The 14269-nt window shown below is 66.6% G+C and carries 12 protein-coding genes; 3 read left to right on the forward strand and 9 right to left on the reverse strand.

Annotation, left to right across the window (positions count from 1 at the left end; all coding sequences use genetic code 11):
- The first annotated feature begins 101 nt into the window (after positions 1 to 101).
- From fabG to CAG11_RS21475, 3 genes are read left to right on the forward strand one after another with little or no spacing between them, the layout of a single operon-like run.
- Positions 102 to 875, forward strand: coding sequence for a 3-oxoacyl-ACP reductase FabG (fabG, locus tag CAG11_RS21465; RefSeq protein WP_085597835.1), 774 nt, complete (start codon positions 102 to 104; stop codon positions 873 to 875).
- 29 nt (positions 876 to 904) lie between these two features.
- Positions 905 to 2455, forward strand: coding sequence for an APC family permease (locus tag CAG11_RS21470; RefSeq protein ID WP_085597836.1), 1551 nt, complete (start codon positions 905 to 907; stop codon positions 2453 to 2455).
- 11 nt (positions 2456 to 2466) lie between these two features.
- Positions 2467 to 3780: an aspartate aminotransferase family protein gene (locus CAG11_RS21475; RefSeq protein WP_085597837.1), complete on the forward strand. Its 1314-nt coding sequence runs from the start codon at positions 2467 to 2469 to the stop codon at positions 3778 to 3780.
- Between the two features lie 330 nt (positions 3781 to 4110).
- Here the strand turns inward: CAG11_RS21475 and CAG11_RS21480 are convergent, their stop codons facing one another.
- From CAG11_RS21480 to narH, 9 genes are all read right to left on the reverse strand, one after another.
- Positions 4111 to 6015: an acetate--CoA ligase gene (locus CAG11_RS21480; protein ID WP_085597838.1), complete on the reverse strand. Its 1905-nt coding sequence runs from the start codon at positions 6013 to 6015 to the stop codon at positions 4111 to 4113.
- Positions 6016 to 6201: 186 nt separating this feature from the next.
- Entirely contained in the window at positions 6202 to 6897 is a 696-nt protein-coding gene (locus tag CAG11_RS21485; RefSeq protein ID WP_085597839.1) for an anaerobic ribonucleoside-triphosphate reductase activating protein, read from the reverse strand.
- On the reverse strand, positions 6894 to 7061 hold the full coding sequence (gene nrdD / locus CAG11_RS21490; RefSeq protein WP_053129344.1) for an anaerobic ribonucleoside-triphosphate reductase: 168 nt from the start codon (positions 7059 to 7061) through the stop codon (positions 6894 to 6896). The genes CAG11_RS21485 and nrdD overlap by 4 nt, the downstream gene beginning before the upstream one ends.
- A 33-nt stretch (positions 7062 to 7094) precedes the next feature.
- Entirely contained in the window at positions 7095 to 9107 is a 2013-nt protein-coding gene (locus CAG11_RS21495; protein ID WP_085597840.1) for a ribonucleoside triphosphate reductase, read from the reverse strand.
- 251 nt (positions 9108 to 9358) lie between these two features.
- Positions 9359 to 10351 (reverse strand): GTP 3',8-cyclase MoaA, encoded by a 993-nt coding sequence (moaA, locus tag CAG11_RS21500; RefSeq protein WP_085597841.1) that lies wholly within the window; start codon positions 10349 to 10351, stop codon positions 9359 to 9361.
- A 10-nt stretch (positions 10352 to 10361) separates the two neighbouring features.
- Positions 10362 to 11285, reverse strand: coding sequence for a peptidylprolyl isomerase (locus CAG11_RS21505; RefSeq protein ID WP_085597842.1), 924 nt, complete (start codon positions 11283 to 11285; stop codon positions 10362 to 10364).
- 10 nt (positions 11286 to 11295) lie between these two features.
- Entirely contained in the window at positions 11296 to 11976 is a 681-nt protein-coding gene (gene narI, locus CAG11_RS21510; protein ID WP_085597843.1) for a respiratory nitrate reductase subunit gamma, read from the reverse strand.
- A complete protein-coding gene (narJ, locus tag CAG11_RS21515; protein ID WP_068583304.1) occupies positions 11969 to 12724 on the reverse strand; it encodes a nitrate reductase molybdenum cofactor assembly chaperone in 756 nt (251 codons plus the stop codon). Before narJ ends, narI begins: the two co-directional genes overlap by 8 nt.
- 2 nt (positions 12725 to 12726) lie before the next feature.
- The gene (gene narH, locus CAG11_RS21520) at positions 12727 to 14265 is read right to left on the reverse strand and encodes a nitrate reductase subunit beta (protein ID WP_053129321.1); all 1539 of its coding nucleotides are present in this window, start codon (positions 14263 to 14265) and stop codon (positions 12727 to 12729) included.
- Positions 14266 to 14269 lie beyond the last annotated feature (4 nt).

A 14269-nucleotide genomic window follows, 5' to 3' on the forward strand; every position in this document is an offset into this window, starting at 1 on the left:
ACAGATTTGATATTTCAGGGTAAAAGTTGTGCCGCGCGGTCAAGTGCGACCCAGCGTCCGCGCTCCACCATCCAGATCAATCCACGCAAAAGGACTTATCCATGCTCACTTCACTTCAAGGCAAAAGCGTCCTGGTCACCGGCGCCACCAGCGGCATCGGCCTGGGCATCGCCTATGGCTTCGCTCGCCAGGGCGCGCGGGTCGCCATCAGCGCTCGCCACGCCGACAAGGTCCAGGGCGTTGCCCGGCGCATGCGTGACGAAGGCCTGCAGGTCGAGGGGTTCGTCGCCGATGTGGCCCAGGGCGCCGCGGTCCGCCAACTGCTGGCCGACGTCGCCGGCAGCCACGGCGGGCTGGACGTGCTGTGCTGCAATGCCGGGGTGTTCCCCTCGGCCAGCCTCGAACAGATGAGCGAAGCCGACTGGGACGGGGTGCTGGCCACCAACGCCAAGGGCAACTTCCTCTGTGTCCAGGCGGCCCTGCCCTACCTGCGCCAGGCCGAGTACGGGCGGGTGATCCTCACCTCGTCGATCACCGGCCCCGTGACCGGCTTCCCCGGCTGGGCCCACTACGGCGCCAGCAAGGCCGCGCAACTGGGCTTCATGCGTACCGCGGCGATCGAGCTGGCCCGCGATGGCATCACCATCAACGCCGTGCTGCCGGGCAACATCCTCACCGAAGGCCTGCAGGACATGGGCCAGGCGTACCAGGACAGCATGGCCGCCTCGGTACCGCTGCGGCGCCTGGGCAGCGTCGAGGACATCGCCAGCGCCGCGCTGTTCTTCGCCTCCCGCGAAGCCGGCTACATCACCGGGCAGAGCCTGGTCGTCGACGGCGGCCAGATCCTGCCCGAATCCCTCCAGGCCCTTGCCTAGAGGCTTCACCTCTCTGACGGAGTGCCCCCATGAGCGAGATCTACGCGGACAAGCTGTCCCAGCAACTCGATGACCCGGCCCGGCCCCAGGAAGTCCAGCGCTTGCGCAGGAACGCCGTGGGCTTGATGGGGGTACTGTTCATGACGGTGGCCACGGCGGCGCCGATCACCGCCATGCTCGGCAACGTGCCGATCGCCATCGGCAGCGGCAACGGCCAGTACGCGCCCGCCGGCTACCTGGTGGCGACGGTGATCCTGGCGCTGTTCGCCATCGGCTACGCGCAGATGGCCAAGTACATCACCGCCACGGGGGCCTTCTACGGGTTCATTTCCCACGGGCTCGGGCGGGTGGTGGGCATGGCCGCCGGCATCGCCGTGACCCTGACCTACATCGTCTTCGAAGCGGCCCTGGTGGGCATCTTCGCCTTCTTCTGCGTCGACCTGCTGGCCAGTGCCAGCGGGCTCCAGGCGCCCTGGATCCTGTTCGCCCTGGCCATGCTGGCGGCCAACGGCATCCTTAGCTACTTCGACATTTCCCTGACCGCCAAGGTGCTGGGCATCTGCCTGGTGCTGGAGATCCTGATGCTGGCACTGATGGCCGGCGCCGTGCTCTGGCACGGTGGCGGCCCCCAGGGCCTGGCGCCAGAGTCGATCAATCCGCTCAAGGCCTTCACCCCGGCCCAGGGAGTGATCGGCGCCAATGCCGGCATCGGCCTGTTCTTCGCCTTCTGGTCCTGGGTCGGCTTCGAGTCCTCGGCCATGTATGGCGAGGAATCGCGCAATCCGAAGAAGATCATTCCCCTGGCCACGCTGCTGGCGGTGATCGGTATCGGCGTGTTCTACGTCTTCGTGTCGTGGATGGCCATCGCCGGCTCCGGCCCCAGCGAAGCCATCCGCCTGGCCCAGGACCCGGCCCAGGCCGCCGAGGTGTTCTACGGCCCTACCCGGCTGTACCTGGGCGAGTGGGCGGTGAGCCTGTTCAAGCTGCTGGTGGTGACCGGCTCGTTCGCCTGCGGCATGGCCTTCCACAACTGCGCCTCGCGCTACATCTATGCCCTGGGCCGGGAGAACCTGTTCGACTGCCTCGGCCGCAGCGTCGGTCGCACCCACCCGCGCCACGGCTCGCCCCATGTGGCCTCCACCGTGCAGAGCCTGATCGCCACGGCCATCGTCCTGGCCTTCCTGGCCGCGGGCAAGGACCCCTACGCCGATCTCTACGCGTTGCTGGCGATCCTCGGCACCATGGGCATCCTGATCGTTCAGGCGCTCTGCGCCTTCGCGGTGGTCTGCTACTTCCACCTGGGCACCCGCCATGTGGCCCAGCGCCATTGGTTCAAGACCTTCCTCGCACCCTTGCTGGGCGGGCTGGGCATGCTCTACGTGGTCTACCTGCTATTCGCCAATCTCAGCTTCGCCGCCGGCAGCGCCGCGCAATCGCTGCTGTTCAAGCTGATCCCTTGGATCGTCGCCGCCAGCTTCGCCCTGGGTGCGGCCATCGCCCTGTACTTCCGGCATTTCGACCGACGCAAGTACCACATCATCGGCAGCATCGTCATGGACGATGAGCGCCAAGAGCCCTGAGGAGCCTCGCCATGTTGAAAGTCAACGCCTTCCAATCCGAACACGCCGAGGCCCTGGACAGCGCCCAGCGCGCCATGATCGAGCGCCGGCAACGCTTGCTGGGACCGGCCTACCAGCTGTTCTACGAACAACCCCTGCACCTGGTCAGCGGCAGCGGCGCCTGGCTGCAGGACCGCGCCGGGCGGCGCTACCTGGACCTGTACAACAACGTCGCCTCGGTCGGCCATTGCCATACCCGGGTGGTCCAGGCCCTGGCCGGGCAAGCCGCACAACTCAATACCCATACCCGCTACCTGCACGAAGGCGTGCTGGACTACGCCGAAAAACTCCTGGCCACCCTGCCCGTGGAACTGGGCCAGGCGATGTTCACCTGCACCGGCAGCGAGGCCAACGACCTGGCCCTGCGCATCGCCCGGGACTACAGCGGCGGCACCGGGGTGATCGTCACCCGCTACGCCTACCACGGCATGACCCTGGCGATTGCCGAGCTGTCGCCCTCGGTGGGCGACTACGTGCCGCTGTCCCGGGACTGCCGGGTGATCGATGCGCCCCTGCATGACCCACTGCACCCGGAACGGGTGGGCCAGGTCTTCGCCAACCAGGTGCGCGCGGCCATCGCCGATATGCAGCGCCATGGCATCCGTCCGGCGGCGTTGCTGGTGGACACCCTGTTCACCAGCGACGGGGTGTTCGCCGACCCGCCGGGCTTCCTCGCCCCGGCGGTGCAAGCCATCCGCGAGGCTGGCGGCCTGTTCATCGCCGACGAAGTACAACCGGGGTTCGCCCGCACCGGCAGCCACATGTGGGGCTTCGAGCGCCACGGCCTGGTACCGGACCTGGTGACCATGGGCAAACCGATGGGCAACGGCCACCCGCTGGCGGGCTTGGCGGTACGCCCGCATATCGTCCAGCGCTTCGGCCAGCACGCCAGCTACTTCAACACCTTCGGCGGCAACCCGGTGTCGGCCGCGGTGGGCCTGGCGGTGCTGCAGGTGATCGAGGAAGAAGGCCTGCAAGCCAATGCCTTGCAAGTGGGCGGCCTGCTCATGCAGGGCCTGCAGAGCCTGGCGGCGGATCATCCGGTGCTGGCCGAGGTGCGTGGCGCCGGTTTGTTCCTGGGCGTCGATATCCGCCAGCCGGACAGCGGCACGCTGGACTCGGCGACCGCCCGGCGCCTGGTCAACAACTTGCGTGACGAAGGCATGTTGATCGGCGTTGCCGGAGCGGCCAACAGCACCCTGAAGATCCGCCCGCCGCTGTGCTTCAGCCAGGATCAGGCCGGGCAGTTCCTCGACGCCCTGGAGCGAGTCCTGCGACGCCTGTAAGGGCACCGCTAAAAACTACCTGCATTGCCATCGCTGCGTTAAAAACCGGCTGGTGCGCCAGCCCGGTCAAAATGCTCATTTACCCCTTGTAAACTGCGCTTTTTCGCCGGTTTTGCCTTGCGCTGGCTGCCTCGCCTACGTTTTTAGAGACGCCCTGCAAGGGCCAGGCCCGCGTTGAAAAACCCGCCAGCCAGTCAACCTGCAGGAGCGAAGCTTGCTCGCGATAATCGTTAACGCCAGCGCGTTTTGACTGGCTCAACCCAGCGTTCCGAAGTCCATCGCGGGCAAGCCGGAGCGCCGCCCGCTCGCTCCTACAATCTCCTTTAAAGCCTAGCCCGGTCCTGCTCCATAGAAGCCCTGCTCGGCGAACAGCTGGCGCAGCTCATCGAGCACCTGGACGTCCTCGATGGTCGCCGGCACCGCCACTTCCGGACGCCGGGCCAGGCTGCGCATGGTCTTGCGCAGGATCTTCCCCGAGCGGGTCTTGGGCAGGCGCTTGAGCACCAGTACCCGACGCAGCGAAGCCAGGGCCCCGACCTGCTCGCGTACCCGTTGCACCAGTTCCTGCTCCAGTTGCCCGGGGTCCACCCGGGCGTCCTGCTTGAGCACCACGAAACCCACCGGCACCTCGCCCTTGAGGGCATCGTCCAGGGCCACCACGGCGCATTCGGCCACCGCCGGGTGCTCGCCCAGGGCCTGTTCCAGGCTACCGCTGGACAGGCGATGGCCGGCCACGTTGATCACATCGTCGATGCGCCCCATGACGAACACATAACCCTGGGCATCCACATAGCCACCGTCGCCGCTCAGGTAGTAGCCGGGAAAGGTCCCCAGGTAGCTGTCGAGAAAACGCTGGCGGTCCTGCCACAAGGTATTGAGCACCCCGGGCGGCAAAGGCAGGCGCAGCACGATGTTGCCCGGTTCGCCACAGGGCACCGGCTCGCCCTGGTCATCGAGCACCGCCAGCTGGTAGCCGGGCACCGGTAGCCCGGCCGAACCGGCCTTGACCGGGTAACCACCGGTTGCACGCGGCGTGCTGACCACCGGCCAGCCGGTCTCGGTCTGCCACCAGTGATCGATCACCGGGCATGGCAACGACTCGCGCAGCCAGTCGTAGGTGGCAGGGTCCAGGCGCTCGCCGGCCACGTACACCGCCTTCAGGCAGGACAGATCGTGTTCCTGGCGCAGCCGGCCATGGGGGTCCTCGCGCTTGATGGCGCGAAAGGCGGTGGGCGCGGTGAAGAACACATTCACCCGGTGCTCGGCGATCACCCGCCAGAATGCCCCGGCATCGGGGGTGCGCACCGGTTTGCCCTCGTAGAGCAAGGTGGTGCAACCACGGATCAGGGGCCCATAGACGATGTACGAATGCCCCACCACCCAGCCGATGTCCGAGGCAGCCCAGAACACCTCCCCGGGCTGGGCGTCGTAGACCGCCTGCATGCTGTAGTTCAGGGCCACCGCATGGCCGCCATTGTCGCGCAGCACGCCCTTGGGCTTGCCCGTGGTGCCCGAGGTATGCAGCACGTACAACGGTTCGCCGGCCAGCAATGGCACCGCCGGCACTGCCTCGGCATCGGTCATCAGCGCCGCCCAGTCGACATCCCGGCCTTGGCGCAGTTCGGCGCCGGCCTGGGGCCGGGCCACGACCACCACCCGCTCCGGCGGCTGTGCCACCAGTTCCAGGGCCTTGTCCACCAGCGGCTTGTAGGGCACCACGCGTTCGTACTCGATGCCGCAACTGGCGGTCAGCAGGGCCTTGGGCCGGGCATCGTCGATGCGTACCGCCAGCTCCGCCGCCGAGAAACCGCCGAACACCACCGAATGCACCGCCCCCAGCCGGGCGCAGGCCAGCATGCCGATCACCGCCTCGGGGATCATCGGCATGTACAGCACCACCCGGTCACCCTGCTCCACCCCCAAACCACGCAGCATGCCGGCGCAGCGCGCCACCTGTTCCAGCAACTGCGCGTAGCTCAGGCGTCGTTGCTGGCCGGTGACCGGGGAGTCGTAGATCAATGCCAGGCGCTCGCCATGCCCGGCCTCGACGTGCCGGTCCAGGGCCAGTTGGCAGGTATTGAGCTGCCCATCGGCGAACCATTGGTAGGTCTGGGGATCCTGCTGCTGGAAGATCTGCCGGGGAAAGCGCATCCAGTCCAGCAAGCGGGCCTGCTGGTGCCAGAAGTCGACGGGATCGGCCTGGGCATGGGCCAAGGCGGTCAGGTAGGCATTCATTGCGCGATGTCCTGTTCTTGTTGGAGGTTCGATAGGCCGCGCTCGCCGTGCAGGTCCGCCGCCGGCCTGCGCCCATCCTGGGCAGGCCGCCCGGTCCCTGCTTGACCCTGCACCACAGTTTTTTGACTCTGCGCCGCGAGCCTCCTGGCAGCCTAGTCGATCCGCCACGGCCGGCCAGCCTGGCCCTCAGCTGCGCAGTTGGAAATCGGCGAAGAGTTCGCCCAGCTCCTGCCACAATCCAGGCAACCCCTGCTGGGGCGCTGCCGCAGGCAGGTCGGCATCGAGCATGCGCGCCGTGCGCACCAGTTGCACCACGAAGCGTTGCACGCCGTAGGCCTGCAAGCGCCGCCCCAGCGCCAGCAACCGCGCAGGGTCCACCAAGTGCCAGTGCACCGTGGTCCGGCATTCGTAGTCCACGCCACTTTGCAGCAGGTATTCCAGGCTGCGCCAGTTGGCCGCACCACTGCCACGCACGCCGGTGATGGCCTGGCAATCCTCGGCCAGGGACTTGACGTCGAAACCCACCCAATCGGCCAATGGCAAGGCCCGGGCCAGGGCTTCGGGCTTGATCCCGGCGCTGTGCAGGCCCACGGCGAAGCCCAGCTCCCGGACCTGGGCCATGGCGTCCGGCAACCCCTCCTGCAAGGTCGGCTCGCCACCACTGAACACCACCGCTTCCAGCAGCCCCTGGCGGCGCCGGAGGAATTCCAGGACCTGCTCCCAGGGACGCTCATCGAGTCCTCGGGGCGGGATCAGTTGCGGGTTGTGGCAGTAGCGGCAGCGCCAGGCGCAGCCCTGGCAGAACAGCACGCAGGCCAGCCGCCCCGGGTAGTCGAGGGTGGTCAGGGGCACCAGGCCCCCGACCCGTAGTGCTCGGTTCAAGGGTGAGCGGCCGTGGCCGCGCGTTCGTTGAAGTGCAGGCGCTCGCGGTGCTCGGACTGTTTGCCGGGATTGAACGCGGCGACCGGGCGGTGGTAGCCCATCACCCGGGTCCAGACTTCGCAGCGCTGGCGTTGTGCGGTAGGCAGGTTGGCTTGTGCAGTCATGGGAGAAACTCCTTGGTCTTCAGGGAAAGTGGCTCAGTGCAGGCTGCCCTGGCGCTGCGCCAGCAACAGGGCCTCATCGCATTTCGGGCAGAACTCGTGCTCGCCATCCAGGTAGCCGTGTACCGGGCAGATGGAGAAGGTCGGGGTTATCGTCAGGTATGGCAGGCGGAACCGCTCCAGCGCCCGGCGCACCAGTTGCTTGCAGGCCTGGGCCGAGGAAATCCGCTCGGCCATGTACAGGTGCAGCACCGTGCCGCCGGTGTACTTGCATTGCAGCTCGTCCTGCAGTTCCAGGGCCTCGAACGGATCGTCGGTGTAGCCCACCGGCAGCTGCGAGGAGTTGGTGTAGTACGGCGCCTCATGGCAGCCGGCCTGGAGGATGCCGGGGAAGCGCTTGCGATCCTCCTTGGCGAAACGGTAGGTGGTGCCCTCGGCCGGCGTGGCTTCGAGGTTGTACAAATGCCCGGTCTCTTCCTGGAAGCGCACCAGGGTGGCGCGCACGTGGTCCAGCAGGTTCAGTGCGAAGCGCCGGCCCTGGGCGGTGTGCAGGCCCATCTGGTCGTCGCTGAAGTTGCGCAGCATCTCGTGCAGGCCGTTGACGCCGATGGTGGAGAAGTGATTGCGCAAGGTGCCCAGGTAGCGCTTGGTGTAGGGATACAGGCCGGCGTCCATGTGGTGCTGGATCACCTTGCGCTTGACCTCCAGGCTCTCCATGGCCAGTTCCATCAGCAGGTCCAGGCGCCGCAGCAAGCCGCTGGCATCGCCCTTGTACAGGTAGCCCAGGCGCGCGCAGTTGAGGGTCACCACGCCCAGGGAGCCGGTCTGCTCCGCCGAGCCGAACAGCCCGCCGCCGCGCTTGAGCAGCTCGCGCACGTCCAGTTGCAGGCGGCAGCACATGGAGCGCACCTGGTTGGGTTGCATGTCCGAGTTGAGGAAGTTCTGGAAGTACGGCAAGCCATAGCGGGCGGTCATCTGGAACAGCCGCTCGGCGTTGTCGCTGTCCCAGGGAAAGTCATGGGTGATGTTGTAGGTGGGAATCGGGAAGGTGAACACCCGGCCCTTGGCGTCGCCGGCCTTTATGACCTCGATATAGGCGCGGTTGATCAGGTCCATTTCCTCTTGCAGCTCGCCATAGGCGAAAGGCATTTCCTCCCCGCCGATCACCGGGATCTGCTCGCGCAGATCCTGCGGGCATACCCAGTCGAAGGTCAGGTTGGTGAAGGGGGTCTGGGTTCCCCAGCGCGACGGTACGTTGAGGTTGTAGATGAACTCCTGGATGGCCTGGCGCACCTCTTCGAAACCCAGCCGGTCCTTGCGCACATAGGGCGCAAGATAGGTGTCGAAGGAACTGAAGGCCTGGGCCCCGGCCCATTCGTTCTGCAAGGTGCCAAGGAAGTTGACCATCTGCCCCAGGGCGCTGCCCAGGTGCTTGGGCGGCGCTGCCTCGACCCGCCCCGGCACGCCGTTGAGGCCCTCGTGCAGCAGGGTGCGCAGGGACCAGCCGGCGCAATAGCCGGCGAGCATGTCCAGGTCGTGGATGTGCAGGTCGGCCTCGCGGTGGGCGCGGCCGATGGCTTCGCTGTAGACCTCGTCGAGCCAGTAGTTGGCGGTGACCTTGCCGGATACGTTGAGGATCAGCCCGCCCAGGGAATAACCCTGGTTGGCGTTGGCCTGGACCCGCCAGTCCTGGCGGTCCAGGTACTCGTTCATCGAGGCCGCCACCTCCACCAGGGTCTTGCGGTCGCGGCGCAGGCGCCCGTGCTGTTCGCGGTAGACGATGTAGGCGCGTAGCGAGAGGAAGTGCCCGGCATCCATCAGCACCCGTTCGACCCGATCCTGGATCTGCTCCACATGCAGCTGCGGACACCCTTGCAGGTGGGCCAGGACCGCCGCCAAAAGGCCTTCGCTTTCGGCTTCGGCGTACTCGCCGGTGGCCTTGCCGGCGGCGATCAGCGCCTGGCGGATCTTGTCCGCGTCAAAGGCCACCAGGCTGCCATCGCGCTTGTGCAGCCGGTTGTGCCCCACTTCGATCAGTGTGCTGTGCATCCACCCTCCCGACACTACATATAGGTGTTTTGGAATTTCAAAACACAAGATGCAGGGATATTACGGAGCATGAGATTGATTGCCATTGATCGTGATCAAGTATTTTCCCGCTCCCCGGCGAATGCCCGACGCCTAAGCCCGTAACCGCCGCCGAGCGGCGCGAGGTTGCGTACGAGGCCGCAGGACTCGCCGGGCAGGCAACACGTTTCGCAAGGTTCTGCGGGATGGAAGGGTTGGCGGCAAGTGGCGCGTCAACCCCCGCTCATGTTCATGAAGCGCACCAGTTGCACCGCGCCTTGGGGATCGAAGTCATGGCGCAGCGGCTTGCGCCGCAACGCCTGTTGCAGGGCGTCGATCAGCGGCGCATCGTCCAGCGGATAGCGGCGCAGCAGGCCGCGCAAGTCCAGGGAATCTTTCTGGCCCAGGCACAGCAACAGCTTGCCTTCGACGGTCAGGCGCACCCGGTTGCAGGTGGCGCAGAAGTTGTGGCTGTTGGGTGAAATGAAACCGACGCGGGTTCGCGGGTGCTCCACCAGGCGCATGTAGCGCGCCGGGCCGCCGCTGTTCTCGGCGCTGTCGAGCAAGGCATGGCGGCTGGCGATCAGTCGCCGCACCTGGTCGCTGGCACAGAACGCCTCGCCCCGCGAGCGCCCCACCTCACCCAGGGGCATTTCCTCGATGAAGGTGATATCGATGCCCTGGTCGATAGCGTATTGCAGCAGCGCCGGCACCTCGTCGAAATTGCGTCCCTGCATCACCACGCAGTTGAGCTTGATGCCTTCGAAACCGGCATGCCGCGCGGCCTCGATACCGCGCAGCACCTGGTCCAGGTCACCGTTGCGGGTGATGGCCCGGAAGCGCTGGCCGTCCAGGCTGTCCAGGCTGATGTTCAGCCGGCGCACCCCGGCGTCGGCCAGGGGCCGGGCCAGGCGCTGCAACTGCGTGCCGTTGGTGGTCATCACCAACTCCCGCAGGCCCGGCAAGGCCGCGATCTGCCGGCACAGCTCGACAATCCCCGGGCGCACCAGCGGTTCGCCGCCGGTCAGGCGGATCTTGCGCACGCCCTGGCCGACGAACAGCGTGGCCAGGCGCAGCAATTCCTCCAGGGTCAGCACCTGCTGGCGCGGCAGGAACGTCATGTCGCTGGCCATGCAATAGACACAACGCAAATCGCAGCGATCGGTCACCGACAAGCGCAGGTAGTCGATCTGCCGCCCGAAGCCATCCTGCATCAGCTTGCCCATGCTCCTGCTCCTATTGCACCAGCGGCGAATCGGCACCCTGCAGGCGGATCCCGCGGATGTCCGCGGCGCCCACCAGGGTCTGCAGGTATTGCACCACCGCCTTCTGCCATACCCCCTGCTGCAGCTGGGTACGGATCGCCGTGGCCACCGCCTCGTAGGGCAAGGGCTGGCCCTCGATCCGCTGGTCGACGCTCAGCACGTGCCAGCCATAACGACTCTCCAAAGGCTTGGCCACCAGGCCCTGGCCCTGGGTGAACAACTGGCGCTCCAGCTCCGGCACGGTCTGGCCCTTGCTGATCTGCCCCAACTCGCCGCCCTGCTCCTTGGACGGACAGGCCGAGTACTTGCGCGCCAGCTCGGCGAACTGCCCGGGGAACTGCACCAGCCGCTCGCAGAGAATCTGCGCCTGGGTGAAGGCCTGGGCCCGCGCCTGGGCATCGTCCGGGGCGCACTCGAGCAGGATATGCCGCACCGCCAGCAGCGGCGCGCTGTGGAAGCGCCCGCGGTTGCTGGCGTAGTAGCGCTGGCAGCTGGCCTCATCGCATTCGGGCACCTGCACCTCATGTTCCAGGAGCAAGCGGGTGGCCGCCTCCTCCTGGTTCTCCCCGGCCCCTAGCCGGGCCGCAAGGCCCAGCTCGGCGATCCGTTGCTGCAACAGCTCGCGGATCACCAGCGCCCTGGCGGCCAGGAACACCGCCTCCTGGCGATCGGCCGCTGGATGGTATTGCAGCTCCTGGGCCATGGCCTGGGGCTCGATCAGGGTGCCGTTGACACTGACCACCGGCCATTCCCGCTCACTGCTGGCAATCAGCTGCGGCGTTATCTCCACCGCCAGCTCCGGCCCCTGTCCCACCGCCTGGGGCGGGTGCACTGCCGAGGAGGAGCAGCCGCCATTGCCACCCCCATTACCGCCACATCCGCATCCACTGGTCATGGTCGCCTCCTCAGGCTTTGTGCCGCACGATTTGATAACGCCGCCCCAGGTACCACACCGGCGCACTGACGATGTGCACCAGGCGGGTAAAGGGAAACAGCACGAACAGGCTCAGGCCCAGCAGCACATGCAGCTTGTACACCAGGGCCACCGGGGCGATGGCCGCCGCCGCATCCACCGGCCGCAACAGCACGGTGTACTGCGCCCAATCGGCGAGCATCACCATCACCGAACCGTCCATGTGCCCGGTGGAGGCGACGATGGTCAGCAAGCCCAGCAGCAACTGGGCCAGCAGCACCAGCAGGATCAGGATGTCCGAAGTGCTGGAAGTCGCCCGCACCCGAGGGTCGGTCAGGCGCCGCTTGATCAGCAGCACCAGGCCCAGCAGGCACAGGAGGCCGAAAAAGCCACCGGAAACCATGGCCAGCAGTTGCTTGTGCTCGGTGCTGATCACGCGGTGATAGACCGAGGCCGGGGTCAGCAAGCCGACGAAATGCCCGGCCAGGACGAACAGCACGCCGATGTGAAACAGGTTGCTCGCCAGCCGCATGCCACGGCTGGAGAGCATCTGGCTGGAGCCGGCCTTCCAGGTGTACTGGGACAGGTCGAACCGCGCCCAGCTGCCCAGCAGGCAGATCGCCAGGGCCACATAGGGATACACCCCGAACAACAACAGGTTCCACTTAGACATTACCCACCTCCCCGGCCGGCTTGCGGGCCAGCCCTTGATCCTGAAAATCCACCCAGTGCAGCGGCACCGCGCTTTCCTCCCGGGGCTTGCCCGGCGCACTGGCCTGCCCGGCGCAACGGTCCTGCTGCTGGGCCTGGAGGAAGTCCACCGCCTCCTCCTCCCAGATCTTGTCCAGGGCCTCCAGGGAGTCGTCGCGCTGCTCCGCCGCCACCTGCTCACGCACATCGGCCACGGCCTGGTGCGGCTCGGCCCCGGCGATCTGCAACAAGGCGCGGAAGCAGCCGGCATAGAAGCTCTCGCGCTCCTCCAGGCGGGCGGCGAGCAGCGCCAGCAGGTGCGCGACATCGGCCAGGCCCTCGCGCGCCTCCAGCTCATCGCGAGTCGACAGGTACTCCAGGTACAGCGGGATGTAGTCCGGCAGCTCCTTGACGCCCAGGGCGAAACCCGCCGCCTCGTACTGGGCCAGCAGGTCGACCATGGCCTGGCCGCGATCGCGGGACTCGCCGTGCACGTGCTCGAACAGCAGCAGCGACAGCGAGCGGCCCCGGCCGAACAGCGCCCCGTAGTGTTCCTGGCGGTCCATCAGGTCGTTGTTGCAAATCAGCTCCAGCAGTTCGAACAGCGCCCCGCGCTGGCGCGGGCTGATCTCCCGGGCCTGGATGATCGCCTGCTCCAGTTCGTCGCGGCCGGCGACCAGTTCCTGGGTCGGGTAGTCGAGCAGCAGTGAAATCACCTTGAGAATGCGCATGGTCAGTCCTCCCACAGCTGGACGGTCTTGATGATGTCGCGGCGGTTGGCCTTCTTCGCGCCGAACAGGTTGGTGTCGGAACTGCCGCTGCAGCCGCTGCCGAAGCTGAAGCCGCAGCCCGAACGCTCGGCGAAGGCGTCGCTCATGGCCTCTTCGCGATGGGCGCTGGGCACCACGTAGCGATCTTCGTAGTTGGCGATGGCCAGGTAGCGGTACATCTCCTCGACCTGGGCCACGCTCAGGCCGACGTCGGCCAGGACTTGCAGGTCCGGCGTGCCGTCCACCTGCTCGGAGCGCTTGTAGGCGCGCATCGCCAGCAGGCGCTTGAGCGCGCGCCGCACCGGTCGCTCGTCACCGGCGGTCAGCAGGTTGGCCAGGTATCGCAGCGGAATGCGCAGGCTGTCGACATCCGGGATCACCCCGCTCATGCCCACGGTGCCGGCCGCCGCGGCGTTCTGGATCGGCGACAGCGGCGGCACGTACCAGACCATCGGCAAGGTCCGGTATTCCGGGTGCAGTGGCAGCGCCAGTTGCCAGTCCACGGCCATCTTGTACACCGGCGAGCGCTGCGCGGCGTCGATCACCGACTGCGGCACGCCATCGGCCAGGGCCTGGCGGATCACCGCCGGATCGTGGGGGTCGAGGAAGATCTCCAGCTGCTTCTGGTACAGGTCCTGCTCGTCGGCGGTGCTGGCCACCTCGCTGATGCGATCGGCATCGTAGAGCAGCACGCCGAGGTAGCGAATGCGCCCGACGCAGGTCTCGGCGCACACGGTGGGCATGCCGGCCTCGATCCGTGGGTAGCAGAAGATGCACTTCTCGGACTTGCCGCTCTTCCAGTTGAAATAGATCTTCTTGTACGGGCAGCCGCTGATGCACATGCGCCAGCCACGGCACTTCTCCTGGTCGATCAGGACGATGCCGTCTTCCTCGCGCTTGTAGATCGCCCCGCTCGGGCAGGACGCCGCGCACGCCGGGTTCAGGCAGTGCTCGCACAGGCGCGGCAGGTACATCATGAAGGTGTTTTCGTACTCACCGTAGATGTCCGCCTGGATCTGGTCGAAGTTGCGATCCTTGCGGCGCTTGGCGAACTCGCTGCCCAGGATCTCCTCCCAGTTGGGCCCCCACTCGATCTTCTCCATGCGCTTGCCCGACACCACCGAGCGTGGTCGCGCGGTGGGCTGGTGGTTGCCCGAAGGCGCGGTGTGCAGGTGCTGGTAGTCGAAGTCGAAGGGCTCGTAGTAGTCGTCGAGGCCTGGCAGCTCGGGGTTGGCGAAGATATTGGCCAGCACCCGGAACTTGCCGCCGATGCGCGGGTTGATCGAGCCATTGGCGTTGCGCACCCAACCGCCCTTCCACTTGTCCTGGTTCTCCCACTCCTTGGGGTAGCCGATCCCGGGCTTGGTCTCGACGTTGTTGAACCAGGCGTATTCCATGCCCTCACGGCTGGTCCAGACGTTCTTGCAGGTGACCGAGCAGGTGTGGCAGCCAATGCATTTGTCCAGGTTCAGGACCATGCCGATTTGCGAACGGATCTTCATGACT

The sequence above is a fragment of the Pseudomonas sp. B6(2017) genome (assembly GCF_002112765.1).
GTDB lineage: Bacteria > Pseudomonadota > Gammaproteobacteria > Pseudomonadales > Pseudomonadaceae > Aquipseudomonas > Aquipseudomonas piscis.

Excerpts from the sequence above, each read along its gene's own strand:
- narI (WP_085597843.1), bottom strand. The coding sequence starts at position 11,976 with ATGTCTAAGTGGAACCTGTTGTTGTTCGGGGTGTATCCCTATGTGGCC.
- CAG11_RS21495 (WP_085597840.1), bottom strand. The coding sequence starts at position 9,107 with ATGCACAGCACACTGATCGAAGTGGGGCACAACCGGCTGCACAAGCGC.
- moaA (WP_085597841.1), bottom strand. The coding sequence starts at position 10,351 with ATGGGCAAGCTGATGCAGGATGGCTTCGGGCGGCAGATCGACTACCTG.
- narJ (WP_068583304.1), bottom strand. The coding sequence starts at position 12,724 with ATGCGCATTCTCAAGGTGATTTCACTGCTGCTCGACTACCCGACCCAG.
- fabG (WP_085597835.1), top strand. The coding sequence starts at position 102 with ATGCTCACTTCACTTCAAGGCAAAAGCGTCCTGGTCACCGGCGCCACC.
- nrdD (WP_053129344.1), bottom strand. The coding sequence starts at position 7,061 with ATGACTGCACAAGCCAACCTGCCTACCGCACAACGCCAGCGCTGCGAA.
- CAG11_RS21505 (WP_085597842.1), bottom strand. The coding sequence starts at position 11,285 with ATGACCAGTGGATGCGGATGTGGCGGTAATGGGGGTGGCAATGGCGGC.
- CAG11_RS21475 (WP_085597837.1), top strand. The coding sequence starts at position 2,467 with ATGTTGAAAGTCAACGCCTTCCAATCCGAACACGCCGAGGCCCTGGAC.
- CAG11_RS21480 (WP_085597838.1), bottom strand. The coding sequence starts at position 6,015 with ATGAATGCCTACCTGACCGCCTTGGCCCATGCCCAGGCCGATCCCGTC.
- narH (WP_053129321.1), bottom strand. The coding sequence starts at position 14,265 with ATGAAGATCCGTTCGCAAATCGGCATGGTCCTGAACCTGGACAAATGC.
- CAG11_RS21470 (WP_085597836.1), top strand. The coding sequence starts at position 905 with ATGAGCGAGATCTACGCGGACAAGCTGTCCCAGCAACTCGATGACCCG.